At 58.7% G+C, this 19,858-nt stretch carries 14 protein-coding genes; 10 read left to right on the top strand and 4 right to left on the bottom strand.

What is annotated here, in order from left to right; genetic code table 11:
* Nucleotides 1–29: 29 nt before the first annotated feature.
* Together sbcC and sbcD are read right to left on the bottom strand one after the other, a co-directional pair.
* Nucleotides 30–3,161 (bottom strand): exonuclease subunit SbcC, encoded by a 3,132-nt coding sequence (sbcC, locus tag WFO70_RS11945; protein ID WP_337016351.1) that lies wholly within the window; start codon nt 3,159–3,161, stop codon nt 30–32.
* Nucleotides 3,158–4,363 carry an exonuclease subunit SbcD gene (sbcD, locus tag WFO70_RS11940; protein ID WP_337016350.1) on the bottom strand — a complete coding sequence of 402 codons (1,206 nt, stop codon included), beginning with the start codon at nt 4,361–4,363 and terminating at the stop codon, nt 3,158–3,160. The genes sbcC and sbcD overlap by 4 nt, the downstream gene beginning before the upstream one ends.
* A gap of 194 nt (nt 4,364–4,557) precedes the next feature.
* Between sbcD and phoB the strand changes: the two genes are divergently transcribed.
* The 7 genes from phoB (at nt 4,558) to WFO70_RS11905 (ending at nt 15,784) form a co-directional block, all read left to right on the top strand.
* Nucleotides 4,558–5,247 carry a phosphate response regulator transcription factor PhoB gene (phoB, locus tag WFO70_RS11935; protein WP_032616792.1) on the top strand — a complete coding sequence of 230 codons (690 nt, stop codon included), beginning with the start codon at nt 4,558–4,560 and terminating at the stop codon, nt 5,245–5,247.
* Nucleotides 5,248–5,268: 21 nt separating this feature from the next.
* Nucleotides 5,269–6,564 (top strand): phosphate regulon sensor histidine kinase PhoR, encoded by a 1,296-nt coding sequence (gene phoR / locus WFO70_RS11930; RefSeq protein WP_337016349.1) that lies wholly within the window; start codon nt 5,269–5,271, stop codon nt 6,562–6,564.
* A 409-nt stretch (nt 6,565–6,973) separates the two neighbouring features.
* A complete protein-coding gene (gene brnQ / locus WFO70_RS11925) occupies nt 6,974–8,293 on the top strand; it encodes a branched-chain amino acid transporter carrier protein BrnQ (protein ID WP_337016348.1) in 1,320 nt (439 codons plus the stop codon).
* Between the two features lie 79 nt (nt 8,294–8,372).
* Nucleotides 8,373–9,746: a proline-specific permease ProY gene (proY, locus tag WFO70_RS11920; RefSeq protein WP_156263075.1), complete on the top strand. Its 1,374-nt coding sequence runs from the start codon at nt 8,373–8,375 to the stop codon at nt 9,744–9,746.
* 131 nt (nt 9,747–9,877) lie between these two features.
* Nucleotides 9,878–11,695: a maltodextrin glucosidase gene (gene malZ, locus WFO70_RS11915; RefSeq protein ID WP_337016347.1), complete on the top strand. Its 1,818-nt coding sequence runs from the start codon at nt 9,878–9,880 to the stop codon at nt 11,693–11,695.
* 91 nt (nt 11,696–11,786) lie between these two features.
* Nucleotides 11,787–14,402, top strand: a complete 2,616-nt coding sequence (locus WFO70_RS11910) for a DUF2339 domain-containing protein (RefSeq protein WP_337016346.1) — start codon at nt 11,787–11,789, stop codon at nt 14,400–14,402.
* Nucleotides 14,399–15,784: a DUF3999 domain-containing protein gene (locus WFO70_RS11905; protein WP_337016345.1), complete on the top strand. Its 1,386-nt coding sequence runs from the start codon at nt 14,399–14,401 to the stop codon at nt 15,782–15,784. Before WFO70_RS11910 ends, WFO70_RS11905 begins: the two co-directional genes overlap by 4 nt.
* A gap of 43 nt (nt 15,785–15,827) precedes the next feature.
* Here the strand turns inward: WFO70_RS11905 and WFO70_RS11900 are convergent, their stop codons facing one another.
* Nucleotides 15,828–16,430: a peroxiredoxin gene (locus WFO70_RS11900; RefSeq protein ID WP_040076949.1), complete on the bottom strand. Its 603-nt coding sequence runs from the start codon at nt 16,428–16,430 to the stop codon at nt 15,828–15,830.
* 127 nt (nt 16,431–16,557) lie between these two features.
* Nucleotides 16,558–17,139, bottom strand: coding sequence for an ACP phosphodiesterase (gene acpH, locus WFO70_RS11895; protein ID WP_337016344.1), 582 nt, complete (start codon nt 17,137–17,139; stop codon nt 16,558–16,560).
* A gap of 91 nt (nt 17,140–17,230) precedes the next feature.
* Between acpH and queA the strand changes: the two genes are divergently transcribed.
* Genes queA through yajC form a run of 3 tightly spaced genes read left to right on the top strand, consistent with a single transcriptional unit; the run spans nt 17,231 to nt 19,837 of the window.
* Nucleotides 17,231–18,301: a tRNA preQ1(34) S-adenosylmethionine ribosyltransferase-isomerase QueA gene (gene queA / locus WFO70_RS11890; protein WP_337016343.1), complete on the top strand. Its 1,071-nt coding sequence runs from the start codon at nt 17,231–17,233 to the stop codon at nt 18,299–18,301.
* 53 nt (nt 18,302–18,354) lie between these two features.
* Nucleotides 18,355–19,482: a tRNA guanosine(34) transglycosylase Tgt gene (tgt, locus tag WFO70_RS11885; protein ID WP_106992120.1), complete on the top strand. Its 1,128-nt coding sequence runs from the start codon at nt 18,355–18,357 to the stop codon at nt 19,480–19,482.
* A 22-nt stretch (nt 19,483–19,504) separates the two neighbouring features.
* A complete protein-coding gene (yajC, locus tag WFO70_RS11880) occupies nt 19,505–19,837 on the top strand; it encodes a preprotein translocase subunit YajC (RefSeq protein WP_032616800.1) in 333 nt (110 codons plus the stop codon).
* Nucleotides 19,838–19,858: the final 21 nt, after the last annotated feature.

Raw genomic sequence — 19,858 nt, 5'->3', positions numbered from 1 at the left:
AATGCCGGGCGGCGCTGCGCTTGCCCGGCCTACGAAACGGCAAATTCTTTATCCAGCCTGCTATACCCCAGCCCGTTAATTTTCTTCACTTTGATCTGCACCGGAATGCGCTCTTTCATCGCCTCGACGTGGCTGATCACGCCTATGGTTTTGCCGCTGGCGTTCAGTGCATCTAGCGCATCCAGGGCGGTATCCAGGGTTTCACTGTCGAGGGTGCCGAAGCCCTCATCAAGGAACAGTGAGTCAATCTGCGTTTTATGGCTCACCAGGTCGGAGAGCGCCAGCGCCAGCGCCAGACTCACAAGGAAGCTTTCGCCGCCGGAAAGGGTGCGGGTATCGCGCACCGCGTCCGCCTGCCAGGTGTCCACCACCTCCAGCTCCAGCGCGTCGCTGGCCTTGCGTTGCAGCAGATAGCGGCCATGCAGGCGGGTCAGCTGCTGGTTGGCAAGCCACACCAGATTGTCGAGAGTTAAGCCCTGGGCAAACTTACGGAAGCGATCCCCCTCTTTAGAACCGATCAGCGCGTTGAGGTATCCCCAGTCATCCGCCAGCCGGGCCGCGGCCGCAATTTCCTGCATCAGCGCCTGCTGGTGCAGGCGGTTATCGCTGTCCTGCCTGAGCTGCTGGCGGATCTCCCCCTGGCGGGTGGTGTTTTCGCGCAGCTGCTGCGCGAGCTGCTGTAGCTGCGCCTGTAAAAGTGGAACATCTGCGGTCAGATTGTCCGGACGCTGTTCAAGATGCACGTTCAGCCGCTGGCCTGCCTGCTGGAGCAGCGCCGTGGCCTGCTGGATCTGGTTCTCGAGGGTCTGTTTCAGCTGCTCCAGACGGTGAAGGGTCGCGTCATCCAGCAGGGCCGCGAGAAACGCCTCGCGATCGCTAAAGATGCTGGCGGCCAGCGCGGCGTCAAACTGCCCCTGGGCCTGCTGCAGGCGCTCGCTTTCCAGACTGAACTGCTGTTGCAGGGTGGTAAGCTGGCTATGCAGGGAGACGCATTCAGTATGGATGTCGCGCCAGTTCTCGGGAATAACGCTTTCTGCTTCCGTGGACTCCGTGGCCGGAAGGGTCTCCAGCAGCGGCGTCAGGGCAGAGAGGCGTTCCCGCAGGACGCTGTGCTGAGACTGCTGCGCCTGCCAGTGCTGCGCCTCTTTTTCACGCTCAGCGAGCCAGGCCGACTCCGCGCCGTCCTCAGGCATCATCAGCGACAGAGCCTGAAGCGCGTTATCCATCGCGGAACGCGTGGCCGCCAGCTGTCGGAGGTAGCCTTGTTGCTGGGCCTCCTCGTCGTTCAGCTGGCTTTGCAGGGTCAGGCGCTGGCTAAGCTGGTAGAGCTGCTGTTCGTACTGCTCCTGCTGATTCAGCCAGGGGGCAATATCGTCCTGAATACTCAGGGTAACTTTCAGGGACGCGCAAACCTGCTGCCACTCTGCGGTGAGCGATTGCGCCTCCTGAGCCAGCGTCTGCGCCTCGTCGGTTTCCCGCTGCAGCTGGGCGTTAAGGGCATTCACCTGGCCCAGCACCAGCAGGCCTTCCTCTTTAAGGGCGGCGACCTCTTTTTCCATCGCGTCCCGGCGGCGCTGGTTTTCCGTAAGCGCTAAAGCCTGGTACTGCGCAATCGCCGGATGGTCGGTAGATCCGCAGAGCAGGCAGGGTTTCCCGGCTTCCAGCTCGGCCCGGTAGCTCTCGAGCTTTTTGATCTTCTCTTCCTGCTCACACAAGACCTTCAGATCGAGGTAGTGCTGCTGTTTCTCTTTGTACTGCTGGCGACGCAGGGTCAGCGTTTCGTTTAGTTTTGCCAGCTCGATCTGCGCCTTTTGCACGCTCTCATTATTCTGGCTGAAGCGCTTTTGCAGGGGCTGATAGCGGGCATGCAGGGTAGTCAGACGCTGACGCGCCGTCCGGGCCTGGGTTTGCTGCGCCATTTCGGCAGTGACCTGTTCCGCCGTAAGCGTCAGGGTATTTTCCGGCAGACCCGCCAGCTTCTGGCGTAAGTCAGTGATACGCCGGGTCAGCGTGGCGAGCTGGGTTTTATCCCGGTTGAGCTGGGAGAAGTGTGCGCGCCAGCCTGCCATCTCCTGACCCCACTGGCGGAAGCGATCCTGATCGGTCAGCCACTGCGTCAGGGCGGTGAACTCGGTCTGCAATTGATCCTGGATGCGCAGCGCCCCGTTACGGATCCGCGCGCGCAGCGCCGTGCTGGACTGTAAGCGAGTATTCACATCCAGCATCTGCTGTTCGGTTTGCGCCAGGCGGGCGATCTGCTCCTGCTGCCGCTCCCACTGCGGGCGCAGCAGGGCAGCGGGCTGGGCCAGATGCAGCTTATCCAGCTCCGGGGTGGCGTCAATCAGGGCCTGCTGCGCCTGCTGCTGTGCGGCCATCGATCGCTGCTGCTCGCGCACCAGCTCATCGTGGCGGGTCAGCCAGTGATAATCGTTCTGCTGCGCCTGCTGCCGGGCCAGCAGCTGTTGTTCTTCGTCAGTAAGTACCTGCAAACCTTGCTGGAGCTGCTGTTGTTGCTCGTCGCTGAGCAACACCACCCCGGCGGCCTGGGCTTCACGCCGTTCCAGCTCGCTGCGCGCCGCTTTGTGTTTTTCAAACACCATCGCCGAGATCTGACCGTAAATCTCGGTGCCGGTCAGCTCCTCCAGCAGCTCGGCGCGCTCTTTTGGCCTGGCGTTGAGGAAGGCGGCAAACTGCCCCTGGGAGAGCAGCATCGAGCGGGTGAAGCGGTCATAGTCCAGCCCGGTCAGCGAGGCGACAAGCTCCAGTTTATCCTTCACTTTATCCGCGAGGATTTTGCCGTCTTCGCACCGGGCCAGCTCCACCCGCGGCACCTGCAGATTGCCGTCCGGCTGATTGCGCGCCCGGTTCTGACTCCAGAAGGCGCGCCAGGCTACCCCTTTTACCTCAAACTCCACCTCCGCCAGACATTCGGCGGTGTCGCGGGTCATCAGATCGTTTTGCGATTGCGATACGGTGTTAAGGCGCGGCGTCTCGTGATACAGCGCCAGGCAGATGGCATCCAGCAGGGTGGTTTTCCCGGCACCGGTCGGGCCGGTGATGGCAAACAGGCCGTTGCTGAGGAAAGGCTCGGCGGTAAAGTCGATTTTCCATTCGCCCTTGAGCGAGTTGAGGTTTTTCAGACGCAGGCTGAGAATTTTCATGCGTTATCCTCGTCGTTATCCAGCGCGTGCAGCGCATGGCTGAACAGCTCGTTTAACCGCGCCCGCTGTGCATCGTCGAGAGTCTCCTGCGCCAGGCGGCGTTCAAAGACCTCCTCCACCCGCAGCTCGCTGAGGGTTTCACGCAGGCTGTTGGCGAGGAGCTTCTCGCGCAGTTCGCGGCTGCGCCGCACCAGCAGTACCTCCACCGGCAGATCGTCCGTCAGCTGCTGAATCTTACGCTGCATGTCGTGCAGGTACTCCTCGGTGGCAATTTCGATATCCAGCCAGACGGGAGGCGTCTGCTCCACGCCACGCCACTGCTCCAGTTGGGCAGCGATGGCCGCCAGATCGCCCTTCAGCACCGCCAGCGGTTGGGTCATGGGCACCTCCAGAGCGTCAACGGCGCTGAGCTTGCCCTGGTCAAAACTCACCAGATGCACGCTTTTGCTTTTGCCGGTTTCATCAAAGCTGAGGGGGATAGGCGAGCCGCAGTAGCGAATGTGGTCGCAGCCGCCAATCTTCTGTGCCCGGTGGATGTGGCCCAGCGCGATATAGTCGGCCGCCGGGAAATGCTGAGCGGGGAAGGCATCCAGCGTGCCGATATAGATGTCACGTACCGCGTCACTTTTACTGGCCCCGACGGTGGTGAGATGGCCGGTGGCGATAATCGGCAGGAGGCTGTCACCGCGCAGCTGGCAGGCGGCGGTATACTGATCGGCATAATAGTGGGTGATGGCCTCTAACAGCTGCTGCTGCTTCTCGATCCCCGAGAGGCCCGCCTGGCTTTTCATCACGTCACGCGGGCGTAAGAACGGGATGGGGCAAAGCACCGCTCCGGGCGTCCCGTCGCGTTTGTGCAGAATTTGCGGCCCGTGCCCGGCGCTGGCCACCACGGTGGTGTTAAGAAAGGCCAGAATTTCACGGGATTCATTCAGCGTGGCCACGGAATCATGATTGCCGGCCACAATCACCAGATGGCATCCGGTCTTCTGCAGGTTGACCACGAAACGGTTATACAGCTCTCGCGCATAGCTCGGCGGCGATCCGGTGTCGAAGATATCCCCGGCCACGAGGATGGCGTCGACCTGGTGGGATTGCGCCATCTCAAGCAGCCAGTTGAGGAAGGCTTCATGTTCGGCGGCGCGGCTTTTACTGTAAAAGTTCTGTCCCAGATGCCAGTCCGAGGTGTGAAGTATGCGCATAACAGATCCGTGGCAAAAAAAAGTAAGCGGGATTATAAACATTCAGGGGGAGGAAGATAACCGCTACAATCAGGGCGGCCAGAAAACAACGGCTTGCCTTTACTGGCGGGCAGGTTTTTCATAAATCTGTCATAAATCTGACGCATAATGACGCCGTATTACAAACATGTAACCTAAATAAGACAGGGCTAAGTATGGCGAGACGTATTCTGGTCGTAGAAGATGAAGCACCCATTCGTGAAATGGTCTGTTTCGTGCTCGAACAAAATGGCTTTCAACCGGTGGAAGCTGAAGATTACGACAGCGCGGTGAATCAGCTCAACGAACCCTGGCCCGATCTGATCCTGCTCGACTGGATGTTGCCCGGCGGCTCTGGTCTGCAATTCATCAAACACATCAAACGTGAAGCCTTAACCCGCGATATTCCGGTGATGATGTTGACCGCCCGTGGGGAAGAGGAAGATCGCGTTCGCGGTCTGGAGACCGGGGCGGATGATTACATCACCAAGCCTTTCTCACCGAAAGAGCTGGTAGCGCGTATCAAGGCGGTGATGCGCCGTATTTCACCGATGGCGGTGGAAGAGGTAATTGAGATGCAGGGTCTGAGCCTCGATCCCACCTCACACCGCGTGATGACCGGTGAAAATCCCCTCGATATGGGGCCGACGGAATTCAAACTGCTGCACTTCTTCATGACCCACCCGGAACGTGTCTACAGCCGCGAGCAGTTGCTCAATAATGTCTGGGGCACTAACGTCTATGTTGAAGACCGGACGGTGGATGTGCATATTCGTCGTCTGCGTAAGGCCCTCGAAACCAGCGGTCACGACCGCATGGTGCAGACCGTCCGCGGCACGGGTTACCGTTTCTCAACCCGTTTCTGAACAATGACAGGAGTGTGACGCGTGCTGGAACGTCTGTCATGGAAAAGGCTCTGTTTTGAACTGATATTGTGCTGTATTCCGGCCCTGATCCTCGGGGCCGTTTTCGGTTATTTACCCTGGTTTTTGCTGGCGGCCGTCACCGGGCTGCTGGTCTGGCACTTCTGGAATCTGCTCCGCCTCTCATGGTGGCTGTGGGTTGACCGAAGCATGACGCCCCCGCCGGGAAGCGGGAGCTGGGAACCTCTGCTGTATGGCCTGCACCAGATGCAGATGCGTAATAAGAAACGCCGACGCGAGCTGGGCAGCCTGATCAAACGCTTTCGCAGCGGCGCAGAATCCCTTCCTGATGCGGTAGTGCTTACCACCGAAGAGGGGGCAATGTTCTGGTGCAACGGACTGGCGCAACAGCTGCTGGGCCTGCGCTGGCCGGACGATAATGGACAGAACATCCTCAACCTGCTGCGCTACCCCGAGTTCGCGCAGTATCTGAAAAAACGCGATTTTACCCGTCCGCATAATCTGGTGTTAAACAATGGTCGCCATCTGGAGATCCGCGTCATGCCCTACAGCGACAAACAGTGGCTGATGGTGGCGCGGGATGTAACGCAGATGCACCAGCTGGAAGGGGCCCGGCGCAACTTCTTTGCCAACGTCAGTCACGAGTTACGCACCCCGCTGACGGTCTTACAGGGCTATCTGGAGATGATGCAGGAGCAGACCCTCGAGGGCGCCCCACGGGAAAAAGCGCTGCAGACCATGCGCGAGCAGACGCAACGCATGGAAGGACTGGTGAAGCAGCTGCTGACCCTCTCCCGCATTGAGGCCGCGCCAACCCTTGCGCTCAATGAAACTATCGATGTGCCGATGATGCTGCGGATGTTAGAGCGTGAGGCGCAAACCTTAAGCCAGCAGCAGCACCAGATCACCTTCGAGGTGGATAACAGCCTTAAAGTGCGCGGCAGTAACGATGAGCTGCGCAGCGCCATCTCCAATCTGGTCTATAACGCGGTGAACCACACGCCCGCAGGGACCCACATTATCGTGCGCTGGCAGCATGCCCCCACCGGGGCGGAGTTCAGCGTGGAGGATGATGGCCCGGGTATCGGCCCGGAGCATATTCCGCGCCTGACCGAGCGTTTTTATCGGGTTGATAAAGCCCGTTCCCGCCAGACGGGCGGCAGCGGACTGGGGCTGGCTATCGTGAAACACGCTATCAATCACCACGACAGCCGTCTCGATATCGTCAGCACGCCGGGCAAAAGCACGCGTTTCAGTTTCGTGATCCCGGAACGTTTGATTGCCAGTAACAGCGCCTGATCAGCCCCCTGTAATCAGATATTGCCACAGGCCAGCGTAAGCTGGCCTGTTTGCTTTGCAGTCAACCGAAGCGCGGGTAAATTTTATACGCCTGATGCTTTTTTGTTCGCATGATTAGCCATGGGTTTTTCTTATAATTGGTGTAATGTTTCAGGTCTGACTTTCAACCTGGCATATTGTTCTGGTTTTACGATCCCATATTGCCTTTAAACGTTATAAGCGTTTAAATTGCCCCCCTGATATCGTCGGACAGACTGTATTTGCGTGGTAAATCGAAAAAATATTCCTGACCACGGCAGTTGGGGAGCATTTCCCGCTGAAATTGCACATTTTTTCCGCTGTTTTGTTCCGCATGGGATAGCGAAAAATTCAACGTTTTCAACACCACATCCACAGGCAGTAAGGTTTTATGACCCATCAATTGAAATCGCGTGACATCATCGCACTGGGCTTTATGACATTTGCGCTGTTCGTCGGCGCTGGCAACATCATCTTCCCACCTATGGTTGGCCTGCAGGCGGGTGAACATGTCTGGACCGCGGCGATCGGCTTTCTGATCACCGCAGTCGGTCTGCCGGTACTCACCGTTGTGGCGCTTGCGAAAGTGGGCGGCGGCGTCGACAGCCTCAGCGCACCCATCGGTAAAGTGGCCGGGGTGATGCTGGCGGTAGTCTGCTATCTGGCGATCGGACCGCTGTTCGCGACCCCGCGCACCGCGACCGTCTCCTTCGAAGTGGGGATTGCCCCGCTGACCGGCGATGGCCCGCTGCCGCTGTTTATCTACAGCCTGGTCTACTTCGCTATCGTGATCCTGGTGTCGCTCTATCCGGGTAAGCTGCTGGATACCGTGGGCAACTTCCTGGCGCCGATGAAGATTCTGGCCCTGCTGGTGCTGGCGGTCGCGGCGATTATCTGGCCTGCTGGCCCGTTGAGTTCCGCCACCGAAGCCTATCAGAACGCGGCCTTCTCTAACGGTTTCGTGAACGGCTACCTGACCATGGATACGCTGGGCGCAATGGCGTTCGGTATCGTGATCGTTAACGCGGCGCGTTCCCGCGGCGTGACCGAAGCGCGTCTGCTGACCCGCTACACCGTCTGGGCTGGCCTGATGGCGGGTGCGGGTCTGGCGCTGCTCTATCTGGCGCTGTTCCGTCTGGGTTCCGACAGCAGCGTGCTGGTTGACCAGGGCGCGAACGGTGCGGCGATTCTGCATGCCTACGTACAGCACACCTTTGGTGGTGCGGGCAGCATGATGCTGGCTATTCTGATCTTCCTGGCTTGTCTGGTAACGGCGGTTGGCCTGACCTGTGCCTGTGCTGAGTTCTTTGCTCAGTACGTTCCGCTCTCCTATCGTACGCTGGTGTTTATCCTCGGCGGCTTCTCGATGGCGGTGTCGAACCTGGGTCTGAGCCACCTGATTCAGGTCTCTATTCCGGTGCTGACCACCATCTACCCGCCGTGTATCGTGCTGGTAGTGTTGAGCTTCACCCGCGGCTGGTGGAATAATTCCACACGAATTATCGCTCCGGCCATGTTTATCAGTCTGCTTTTTGGTATGCTTGACGGCATTAAGGCATCGGCATTCAGCGCCATCCTGCCCGCCTGGACACAGCGTCTGCCGCTGTCTGAACAGGGTCTGGCGTGGCTGATGCCTACCGTTGTTGCACTGGTACTGGCTATTATCTGGGATCGTGCTGCAGGGCGTCAGGTTACTTCGAACGCGCACTAATCAACGGCTGAATGTTAAACCACGGGGCGTAATGCCCCGTGGTTTTTTGTTTTTTTTAGTCTGAATGGCATGACAACAAATGGAAAGCACTAACAAACTCAAGCGTGGATTGAGCGCCCGCCACATCCGCTTTATGGCGCTGGGTTCTGCAATCGGTACCGGTCTTTTTTATGGCTCGGCAGATGCCATCAAAATGGCCGGTCCCAGCGTTCTGCTGGCATATCTTATCGGCGGTGTTGCCGCCTACATCATCATGCGTGCGCTGGGGGAGATGTCCGTTCATAACCCATCGGCCAGCTCCTTCTCCCGCTATGCCCAGGAAAACTTAGGCCCGCTCGCCGGGTATATCACCGGCTGGACCTACTGCTTCGAAATCCTGATCGTGGCCATTGCCGACGTGACGGCATTCGGCATCTATATGGGCGTCTGGTTCCCGACGGTGCCGCACTGGGTCTGGGTGCTCAGCGTGGTGCTGATCATCTGCGCCATCAACCTGATGAGCGTGAAGGTGTTTGGCGAACTGGAGTTCTGGTTCTCCTTCTTTAAAGTCGCCACTATCATCATCATGATTGCAGCCGGTATCGGCATCATCATCTGGGGGATTGGCAACGGCGGACAACCGACCGGGATCCACAATCTGTGGAGCAACGGCGGCTTCTTCAGCAACGGCTGGATTGGCATGGTGATGTCGCTGCAGATGGTGATGTTCGCCTATGGCGGGATCGAAATCATCGGCATCACCGCCGGTGAAGCGAAAGATCCTGAGAAGTCTATCCCACGCGCCATTAACTCGGTGCCGATGCGTATTCTGGTTTTCTACGTGGGGACGCTGTTTGTGATCATGTCCATCTACCCGTGGAACCAGGTCGGCACTAACGGCAGCCCGTTTGTGCTCACCTTCCAGCATCTCGGGATCACCTTTGCCGCCAGTATCCTTAACTTTGTGGTGCTGACTGCGTCGCTCTCCGCCATTAACGCCGACGTCTTTGGTGTGGGGCGTATGCTGCACGGCATGGCAGAGCAGGGCAGTGCGCCTAAGGCCTTCGCCAAAACTTCCAGCCGCGGTACGCCGTGGGTGACGGTGCTGGTGATGACCGTGGCGCTGTTGCTGTCGGTCTATCTGAACTACATCATGCCGGAGAACGTCTTCCTGGTGATTGCGTCGCTGGCGACCTTCGCCACCGTCTGGGTGTGGATCATGATTTTGATGTCGCAGATTGGCTTCCGCCGTCGTCTGTCGCCTGAAGAGGTGAAAGCCCTGAAGTTTAAAGTGCCGGGCGGCGTGGCAAGTACCGTTGGCGGCCTGATCTTCCTGGTCTTTATTATCGGCCTGATTGGTTACCACCCGGAGACCCGCATCTCGCTGTATGTCGGCTTCGCGTGGATTGCCCTGCTGCTGGTCGGCTGGGTGTTTAAACGCCGCCGCGAGCGCCAGTTAGCGGAAGTACAGTAAGCAGAATGCCCGGCAAACGCCGGGCATTTTTCTCCTCCCCCTGCCTCCTCCCCCAATAAACCACTTCGTGATGAGTGAACATCAACTACCCTGTGGCAAGGTGACCTCATTTCTGGGATAGGGGATAAAAGATGTTGAATGCATGGCACCTGCCGGTTGCCCCATTTGTTAAGCAAAACAAAGATAAACTCGTCATCACGCTGTGGCTGACGGGTGAGCACCTGCCTGAGCGGGTGACGATGCGCGCTGAATTCGACAATGAAGAGACCTCGCTGCCGATGCACAAGCAGCGCAGCCAGCCGCAGCCCGGCGTCACCGCCTGGCGCGCAACCCTCGACACCACGAAAGGGCAGCCGCGGCACCGCTACAGCTTTAAGATGCTCTGGCATAACCGCCAGCTGTGGTTTACCCCGCAGGGGTTTAGCCGTTTTCCGCCCGCCCGGCTGGAGCAGTTCGCCGTCGATTACCCGGATGCCGGGCCTGAGTGGGTGGTCGAGCAGGTCTTTTATCAAATCTTCCCGGACCGCTTTGCCCGCAGCCAGCAGCGCAACCCGGAGCGGGACAAAACCTACTATCACCATGCCGCCGGTCACGAGACCATCTTCCATGAATGGGACGAGCCGGTTACCGCTCAGGCGGGGGGCTCAACCTTTTACGGCGGCGATCTGGACGGCATCAGCGAGAAGCTGCCGTATCTGAAAAAACTCGGCGTCACGGCGCTGTACCTCAATCCGGTGTTTGTCGCTCCCAGCGTGCATAAGTACGACACCGAAGATTACCGCCACGTGGATGAGCAGTTTGGCGGCGACGAGGCCCTGTTACGCCTGCGGGAAAACACCCACCGGGAAGGGATGCGCCTGATCCTCGACGGCGTGTTTAACCACAGCGGCGATTCTCACGCCTGGTTTGATCGCCACAATCGCGGAACGGGCGGTGCCTGCCATAACCCGGACTCGTCCCAGCGGGACTGGTACAGCTTTGACGACGAAGGCCGCGCCCTCGACTGGCTGGGCTACGCCAGCCTGCCGAAGCTGGATTACCAGTCACCCACGATGGTGGACGAGATCTACGGCGGCGAGGACAGTATCGTTCGCCACTGGCTGAAAGCGCCGTGGAATATGGACGGCTGGCGGCTGGATGTGGTGCATATGCTCGGGGAAGGGGGCGGGGCGCGTAACAACCTGCAGCACGTGGCCGGGATCACCCGCTCCGCGAAGCAGGCCCGGCCCGATGCCTTCGTCTTTGGCGAACATTTTGGGGATGCCCGCCAGTGGCTGCAGGCCGACGCGGAAGATTCGGCGATGAACTACCGCGGCTTCACCTTCCCGCTGTGGGGCTTCCTGGCTAATACCGATATCTCCTACGATCCGCAGCTGATTGACGCTGAAACCTGCATGAAGTGGATGGATAACTACCGCGCCAGCCTCTCGCATCAGCAACAGCTCCGCATGTTCAATCAGCTCGACAGCCATGACACCGCCCGCTTTAAGTCGCTGCTCGGCAAAGACGTGGCGCGTCTGCCGCTGGCGGTCACCTGGCTCTTTACCTGGCCGGGTGTGCCGTGCATTTACTACGGGGATGAGGTGGGGCTGGACGGCAATAACGATCCCTTCTGCCGTAAGACCTTCCCGTGGGCACCTGAGAAGCAGGATACGGCGCTGCTGGCGCTCTATCAGCGGCTGATTAAACTGCGCAAGCAGAGCCAGGCGCTGCGCTACGGTGGCTGCCAGGTGGTCTACGCCCATGACAACGTGGTGGTCTTTGTCCGTGTCTATAATCAGCAGCGGGTGCTGGTGGCCATCAACCGGGGCGAGGCCTGCGAAGTGGTGCTGGAAGATTCACCGCTGCTGGCGGGTAAAACGTGGATGGTTAAAGAGGGTAAAGCGACGTTCCATGAGGGCGTGCTCACGCTTCCTGCGATCTCGGCTGCGGTCTGGATCGGCAGTTAACCGCGGGCGGAACGGTTTTCACCTTTTAAGATGGCGTAAATGCAACAGTTTGTGTCAATCTTAACGAATTGTTTACGGTGAAGGTGGAAACATGGACGAGCTTTACATCTTTGGCGGTTTGTTCCTGGTTTTTGCGCTTGTGGTTGCGCCCGTGCTTGCGGTTATCGGCTTTAATCGAAGTACGGCGGCGAAACAGGAGATCGCCCGGCTTCGCCAGCGCATTGAGGCCCTTGAGCAGCGCGGTGTGGCGGAGAAAGCGGCGGAGCCTGAACAGGCCGCTGCGCCGGTGGTCATGGCTGAGCCGATGGTTGACGAGGCGCCCGCGCCTGTCGACCCCTGGCGCTCCAGGATCCCCGCTGCCGCGGCAGAACCCGCTCCGGTTTCTGCGCCAGCGGCAAAACAGCCCTCTGCCTTTGGCGGCATACTGACGTCGCTGGTGCGCTGGTTCATGCAGGGCAATCCGCTGGCGAAGCTGGGGATCCTGCTGCTCTTTCTCGGGCTTTCATTCCTCCTGCGCTATACCGTCGAGCACTCCCTGTTCCCGCTTGAACTTCGCCTGGCCGCGACGGCGCTGTTTGCAATGGTCCTGCTGGCCCTCGGGTGGCGGCTACGGCACAGACAGCGCGTCTATTCGCTGATCCTTCAGGGTGGCGCGACAGGCATTCTCTACCTGACGGTCTTTGGGGCCTTCCGGCTCTGGCAGATGTTGCCGATGACGCTGGCCTTTGCGCTGCTGGTGGTCATTTGCGCGGCGAGCGTTGGGCTGGCGGTGCTGCAGAAGGCGCTGAGCCTTGCCATGCTGGCAAGCCTCGGTGGCTATCTTGCGCCGCTGCTGTTGTCTACCGGAGGCGGCAGCTTTGTGGCGCTGTTCTCTTTCTATCTCCTGCTTTCCATTGGCATTCTCGCTATCAGCATCTGGCAGCACTGGCGCGAGCTGAATCTGCTCGGGCTGCTGTTTACGTTCGGCGTGGGCGGCCTGTGGGGGCTGAACGACTACCGGCCTGAAGACTTTTGGATCTGCCAGCTATTCCTGATAGCCAATACGCTGATATTCGGCGTGCTGAGCGTGGCGCTGTCACTGCGGGCGCAGGAGAAAGGGAAGCAGGTTATTGACGGCGTTCTGCTGTTCGCCCCGCCGCTGGTTGGTTTTGGCATGCAGTATGGCATGACGCAGCACTGGACCTACGGCCCGGCGCTGAGTGCCCTCGGATATGGCGCCTTTTATCTTACCCTCGCGTTCCTCGCCCTGCGGCGCTACCCCTCAATCGGACGACCGCTGGTTATGGCGGCGCTGGCCATCGGCGGCGGCTTTGCCACGCTCGCCATTCCGCTGGCGCTGTCGGCGCGCTGGACGGCGATGGCCTGGGCGCTGGAGGGACTGGGTATCCTCTGGCTGGGCGTGCAACAGCAGCAGCGACGCATGAGCTATAGCGGGACGGCGCTGCTGGTGCTGGCGCTGGGGAGCGCGCTGTGGGCGCAAAACAACGGCGTTACGTCGCTGAGCCTGCTGCTGATCTTCACCATCCTCAGCCTTTGCTGGCTGGCTGCGGCCTGGCTGTGGCGGACTCTCTTTATGCCGGTCAGCTGGGCGCTGCTGGCCGGTGGGCTGCTGTTCTGGCTGGTGGCGCTCTTGGGCGCATCGGGGCTGGTGATGACGCAGGAATTACCGATTCTGGCGGGCGTGCTGGCGCTGACGGCGGCCTCGGTCTGGGGCTGGCGGCAGGTGGCTGCGCGTTTAGCGTGGCGGGAGCTGGATGCCAGCAAATGGCTGCTGTGGCCGGTTATGCTGTTGATGGTGGGGTATCAGTTCTGGCATCAGCAGATCGTTGCCGCCGGCTGGGCAAATCTGGCCTGGTGCGTTGCGCTTCCTGCCGCGCTGATGCTGCTGCGGCGCGACGGTGAAAGACTCCTGACGCGCATCGCGATGGGGCTGCATTTGTCGCTGTTCTGGATGATTTTGCTGGCGCTGGCCGCGGAGCTTTACTGGTTTGCCCGGTCACTGCCGTGGGGCATGGCGGCCTGGGGCAGTGGACTGGCGATGGCCGCCGGAGGTGGGGTGATTATGGCGCTCTCCGCGGCGGTAAAGCGTCGCGTTTGGCCGTTCCGGGAGTGGCCTGCGCTTTACGCCTGCCTGGCACCGATCCCTGTGGTCGTGGCGCTGCTGGCGCTGCTGGTCGTGACCAATTTCCAGGACGGTGTGGTCTATCGTCAGACCTGGCTGCCGCTGATGAACCCGCTTGAGGAAGGTGCCGCGTTCGCGCTGCTGGCGCTGGTGGTCTTTTATCGGGCGGTGGATCGCTACTATCCTGCGCAGCTTTCGCAAGCCCGCCCGTGGCCTGCCGTCGCGCTGATGGCGTTTGGCTTCTGGTGGCTGAACGGTGCGCTGATGCGCGCGCTAGCCTGGTATGGCGATGTGGCCTGGAATATGGCATCGCTGTGGGATTCGCGGCTTATCCAGACCTGTTTTGCCCTGTTCTGGATGCTGAGCGCGCTGGTGGTCATGATCCATGCCACCCGTCGGGCTTCCCGGCAGGCGTGGCTCTGCGGCGCGGTGCTGCTGGGGGTAGTGATGGTTAAACTGATGCTGGTGGACAGCGCGGGCGGAGGCGGTCTGTCGCGCGCGGTGACGTTTATCGGCGTGGCGATCCTGGTGCTGATTGTCGGTTATTTCTCACCGCTGCCGCCCAAAACAGGAGATGAAAAATGAAATGGATGAAAGCGGTAGCCTGTAGCGCGCTGCTGGCGCTTTCCGGCCCGGCGTTCAGCGACGAGGGACAAACGGAATCGCCACGGGATTATGCCTTTGGTCGCTCCCTGGATACGTCCGTCCCTTCCCAGTGGTACCGGGTCACGTTGCCGCTCGCCGTCTATGAGCAGAGCACTTCACCCGATCTGCATGATGTTCGTGTCTTTAATCAGTCGGGCGAGCCGGTTCCCTTCAGCCTGGTCACCGCCACGCGTCCGCAGGCGTCAGTGCAGTCCACGGCTCTGCGCCTCTTCCCTCTGGACGCCTCGCCGCTTGCACCTGCGCGAGGGGATGAGGATAGCGATAAAATCCTGCTCCGTTCCCGAAACGGCGTGGAGATTGTGCTGGAGGGGCAAAAAGCCGCCGCAGCCGGGCAACATTATCTGCTGACCTTGCCGGAGCAAGCTACGGGCGAGATGACCCTGTCCCAACTGCAGCTGCTCTGGAATACCCCTCAGACGTCGTGGCAGGGAAAGGCGTCGGTCTATTACAGCGAGGATCTTAAGCGCTGGTATACCCTGCGCGAGGATATGCCCCTGCTGGACGTTGTTAGCGGCCAGGATCGCCTTAAGCTCGATCGGATCGACACCGACATCGTATTGTCTCCCGATGCGAATCGCTATCTCATGGTGGTGCTGAATTCGCAGAGCAAGGGGATAACCCTGACCGGCGTAAACGCAATTAGTGCACCTGCGCAGGCGGCCCCGGAAGAGATCAGTGTGGAAGGGGAAGGAGAACAGTTATCGACAAGTGAAGTGCAATGGCACTGGACGCGACCGCAACCGCTGAGTGCTGTCAGCATTTCACTGAACGGCGACGGCGTCCTTCCCGTGGAGATAGCCTGGCGGAGTACCGAAAAAGACGCATGGCACCCCCTGAAAAAAGTGGTCCTTTACCGTCTGGAGGGGAAAACGTCGCCACCGGTTTCGCTTAACGGAGGCCCGGTGCAGGCGGTGAAAATCACCACGCTGAATGCGCGTTTGCCAGAATACCTGCCGGGCGTCACGGGGCATCGCGACCGCTACGATCTGGTGTTCAACGCGCAGGGGAAAGCGCCGTACGTGCTCGCCTGGGGCAACGGGGCGGCAAAGTCTGCCAGCGTGGAGCCCGATATGCTGATCCCTGCCGACCTGCGTAAAACCTATGATGTGGCAAACCTGCCGCAGGCTGACATTCAGGATAATGTCGCGTTAGGCGGCGAGGAGCGTCTGACCGCTACCTCCGCGGCCGAGCGGGAGAGCAGGATGAACACACTGCTGGTGTGGGGCGTGCTGATTGCGGGCGTGATTCTGCTCGCGGGCATGGCCTGGCGCATCTGGCGGGAGACGCAGCGTAAGGCATAAAAAAAGGCCCGCATAAGCGGGCCTTTTTCGTAAACCGTGCCGATTACAGGCTGGATACGTTCTCAGACAGGTATTTAGCAACGCCGTCTGGAGACGCGTTCATGCCTTCTTTACCTTTTTCCCACTGAGCCGGGCACACTTCACCGTGCTCTTCGTGGAACTGCAGCGCGTCAACCATGCGCAGCATTTCGTCGATGTTACGACCCAGCGGCAGATCGTTCACAACCTGGTGACGAACGATGCCGTTAGCGTCGATCAGGAAAGAACCACGCAGGGCAACGCCCGCGTCCGGATGCTCGATACCGTAAGCCTGCTGGATTTCGCGTTTGATGTCCGCAACCATTGCGTATTTCACTGGACCGATGCCGCCGTTGTCGACAGGGGTGTTACGCCATGCGTTGTGTACAAATTCAGAGTCGAAGGAGACGCCAACTACTTCCACGCCACGCTTCTGGAATTCTTCGTAACGCTTGTCGAACGCGATCAGTTCAGACGGGCAAACGAAGGTGAAGTCCATTGGCCAGAAGAACAGAACGGTGGCTTTACCGTTGGTGTGCTGTTTGAAGTTGAAGTTTTCAACGATTTCACCGTTGCCCAGAACTGCTGCAGCTGTAAAATCCGGAGCCGGACGAGTTACCAGAACCATATGATTCTCCTGTAGATACTAAGGTTATTTGGAACGCAACGCGGGCCAGTATAGAGAGTGTTCGTCCTAAAGACAAAGAGGCGCTGACAATCGTTAACCCAGCTTTTACCTATCAATGACAGTTATATTAAAGCTGCTGAGATTTCGCCTGCGCCATCATCTGCGGATAGAACTGCCAGAAGCGGGTCTCCAGCGCATCGTAATGGGCATCCAGATCCTGCCAGGAGTCGCGCAGGGCGTCGAGCCGCGGGCGGCGGCTGGCCATGCCGTTAAGCACCCGCTGAATGAAGTCCATCTCGCTGTAGCGCTCGAGCCAGCGCTCTGACCACAGGTAGTTATTCAGATTCACAAAGCGCGGCGGAGCGTCCGGGAGAATCATCGCAACCTGGGCGTGGGCATAGCGCACAAACGCTGGCAACGGCATCTCCGGGGAGAGCTGTTCCCAGTGGCGGGAAACAAAGTGATCCCACATCACATCCAGCGTAATGGGGGCGACCCGGCGGGTTTCCGGGCGAAACCAGGCTTTGGCCTCTTTCACTTCGGGCAGGTTATCGGTCATGACGTCGATCCGACGGTGCAGGAAAATACCTTCCACCACCTCGGCGGGATAATCCCCGGCGGGATTGCCGCGCACAAAATCGGCCAGCAAATTGCCGGAAAGGGAGCTGTCAGCGAGGTGGGCGAGGTGCAGGTGAGCGAGAAAATTCATGCGATTCGTTATCCGGGGTCGGCTAGTTGTTGCAGCAAAGAGGTGTGAGCACTAGACTAAGCCGCCTGTTTTTAAGTCACGAGTATATGCCATGCGCGTCGCCGATTTCTCCTTTGAATTACCCGAGTCCCTGATTGCCCACTATCCTATGCCAGAGCGCAGTAGCTGCCGCTTATTGTCGCTGGATGGGCCGACGGGGGCGCTGACGCACGGTACTTTCACCGATTTGCTCGACAAGCTCAACCCGGGTGACCTGCTGGTGTTCAACAATACCCGAGTGATCCCGGCCCGTCTGTTTGGCCGTAAAGCCAGCGGCGGCAAGATCGAAGTGCTGGTCGAAAGAATGCTCGATGATAAACGTATTCTGGCACATATTCGCGCCTCCAAGGCACCAAAGCCGGGTGCAGAGCTGCTGCTGGGCGACGACGAAAGCATCAATGCCACCATGGTGGCGCGTCACGATGCGCTGTTCGAAGTGGAGTTCAATGACGATCGCACGGTGCTCGACATCCTGAACGCCATTGGCCATATGCCACTGCCGCCGTACATTGAGCGTCCGGATGAAGAGGCTGACCGCGAGCTGTATCAGACCGTCTACAGCCAGAAGCCTGGCGCGGTGGCTGCGCCGACGGCGGGCCTGCACTTTGATGAACCTTTGCTGGAAAAACTGCGTACAAAAGGCATTGAGATGGCCTTTGTGACGCTGCACGTCGGCGCGGGAACCTTCCAGCCGGTGCGAGTGGATAGCATTGAAGACCACATCATGCACTCCGAGTATGCCGAAGTGCCGCAGGAGGTTGTGGATGCGGTTCTGGCGGCGAAAGCGCGCGGTAACCGCGTGATTGCCGTTGGCACCACCTCGGTTCGCTCGCTGGAAAGCGCCGCGCAGGCCGCCAAAAACGATCTGATCGAACCCTTCTTTGGCGACACCCAAATCTTCATCTACCCGGGTTATCAGTATCAGGTAATCGATGCGCTGGTGACCAACTTCCACCTGCCGGAGTCGACCTTGATCATGCTGGTGTCGGCTTTTGCTGGTTATCAAAACACCATGAATGCCTACAAGACTGCGGTAGAACAAAAATATCGGTTTTTTAGCTACGGTGACGCGATGTTTATCACGTACAATCCGCAGGCTTTGAATGAACGTGTCGGGGAATAACGCCGCGGCACTGGTCTAACGCGCCGGACTGTTTTTCTGACGCTGGAGAAAAAATGAAATTTGAACTTGATACCACCGATGGTCGCGCTCGCCGTGGCCGTCTGGTGTTCGATCGCGGCGTCGTTGAAACGCCTGCTTTCATGCCTGTGGGCACCTACGGCACCGTAAAAGGGATGACGCCGGAAGAGGTCGAAGCTACAGGCGCGCAAATTATCCTCGGCAACACCTTCCACCTGTGGCTGCGCCCGGGCCAGGAAGTGATGAAGCTGCACGGCGATCTGCATGACTTTATGCAGTGGAAAGGCCCAATCCTGACCGACTCCGGCGGATTCCAGGTCTTCAGCCTCGGCGATATCCGTAAGATCACCGAAAAAGGCGTTCATTTCCGTAACCCTATCAACGGCGACCCGATCTTCCTCGATCCGGAAAAGTCGATGGAGATTCAGTACGATCTCGGCTCCGACATCGTGATGATCTTCGACGAATGTACGCCATACCCGGCGGACTGGGACTACGCCAAGCGCTCGATGGAGATGTCCCTGCGTTGGGCGAAGCGCAGCCGCGACCGCTTTGATGGCCTCGGCAACAAAAATGCGCTCTTCGGTATTATTCAGGGAAGCGTTTACGAAGATTTACGCGATATCTCTGTTAAAGGTCTGGTAGAGATAGGTTTTGATGGCTACGCTGTCGGCGGTCTGGCTGTCGGGGAGCCGAAGGAAGATATGCACCGTATTCTGGAGCATGTTTGCCCGCAAATTCCAACAGATAAGCCTCGCTACCTGATGGGCGTCGGTAAGCCAGAAGATCTGGTTGAAGGCGTACGTCGCGGCATTGATATGTTCGACTGCGTTATGCCGACCCGCAACGCCCGTAATGGTCACCTGTTCGTGACCGACGGCGTGGTAAAAATCCGTAATGCGAAGCATAAAAGCGACACCAGCACGCTCGATGCCGAGTGCGATTGCTATACCTGTCGCAATTATTCTCGTGCCTATTTGCATCATCTTGATCGTTGTAATGAAATACTGGGCGCGCGTCTCAACACGATTCATAACCTTCGCTATTACCAGCGCTTAATGGCTGGTTTACGCAAGGCTATTGAAGAGGGTAAATTAGAGAGCTTCGTGACCGATTTTTACCAACGACAGGGTCGGGATGTCCCACCTTTGAACGTTGATTAATTTATTTAATGAGGGAATTTTAATGAGCTTTTTTATTTCTGATGCGGTAGCGGCAACAGGTGCACCGGCGCAGGGCAGCCCGATGTCTCTGATCCTGATGCTGGTGGTGTTCGGTCTGATCTTCTATTTCATGATCCTGCGTCCACAGCAGAAGCGCACCAAAGAGCACAAAAAGCTGATGGACTCCATCGCAAAAGGCGATGAAGTGCTGACTAACGGTGGTCTGGTAGGTCGTGTGAGCAAAGTAGCAGATAACGGCTATATCGTTATCGCGCTGAACGATACTACTGAAGTAGTGATTAAACGTGACTTCGTCGCTGCCGTTCTGCCGAAAGGCACCATGAAAGCGCTGTAATTAACTTTTCCCAAAGGGAAC

Source organism: Leclercia sp. AS011 (assembly GCF_037152535.1).
In the GTDB taxonomy this organism is placed as follows: domain Bacteria; phylum Pseudomonadota; class Gammaproteobacteria; order Enterobacterales; family Enterobacteriaceae; genus Enterobacter.
Note: the sequence above shows the minus strand (reverse complement) of the source record. Positions and strands in the feature narration are given on the sequence as shown.

What these genes read in the sequence shown, in the direction of transcription:
- malZ (WP_337016347.1), top strand. Translation starts at nt 9,878, where the DNA reads ATGTTGAATGCATGGCACCTGCCGGTTGCCCCATTTGTTAAGCAAAAC.
- WFO70_RS11900 (WP_040076949.1), bottom strand. Translation starts at nt 16,430, where the DNA reads ATGGTTCTGGTAACTCGTCCGGCTCCGGATTTTACAGCTGCAGCAGTT.
- brnQ (WP_337016348.1), top strand. Translation starts at nt 6,974, where the DNA reads ATGACCCATCAATTGAAATCGCGTGACATCATCGCACTGGGCTTTATG.
- sbcC (WP_337016351.1), bottom strand. Translation starts at nt 3,161, where the DNA reads ATGAAAATTCTCAGCCTGCGTCTGAAAAACCTCAACTCGCTCAAGGGC.
- proY (WP_156263075.1), top strand. Translation starts at nt 8,373, where the DNA reads ATGGAAAGCACTAACAAACTCAAGCGTGGATTGAGCGCCCGCCACATC.
- acpH (WP_337016344.1), bottom strand. Translation starts at nt 17,139, where the DNA reads ATGAATTTTCTCGCTCACCTGCACCTCGCCCACCTCGCTGACAGCTCC.
- phoB (WP_032616792.1), top strand. Translation starts at nt 4,558, where the DNA reads ATGGCGAGACGTATTCTGGTCGTAGAAGATGAAGCACCCATTCGTGAA.
- WFO70_RS11905 (WP_337016345.1), top strand. Translation starts at nt 14,399, where the DNA reads ATGAAATGGATGAAAGCGGTAGCCTGTAGCGCGCTGCTGGCGCTTTCC.
- WFO70_RS11910 (WP_337016346.1), top strand. Translation starts at nt 11,787, where the DNA reads ATGGACGAGCTTTACATCTTTGGCGGTTTGTTCCTGGTTTTTGCGCTT.
- tgt (WP_106992120.1), top strand. Translation starts at nt 18,355, where the DNA reads ATGAAATTTGAACTTGATACCACCGATGGTCGCGCTCGCCGTGGCCGT.
- sbcD (WP_337016350.1), bottom strand. Translation starts at nt 4,363, where the DNA reads ATGCGCATACTTCACACCTCGGACTGGCATCTGGGACAGAACTTTTAC.
- queA (WP_337016343.1), top strand. Translation starts at nt 17,231, where the DNA reads ATGCGCGTCGCCGATTTCTCCTTTGAATTACCCGAGTCCCTGATTGCC.
- yajC (WP_032616800.1), top strand. Translation starts at nt 19,505, where the DNA reads ATGAGCTTTTTTATTTCTGATGCGGTAGCGGCAACAGGTGCACCGGCG.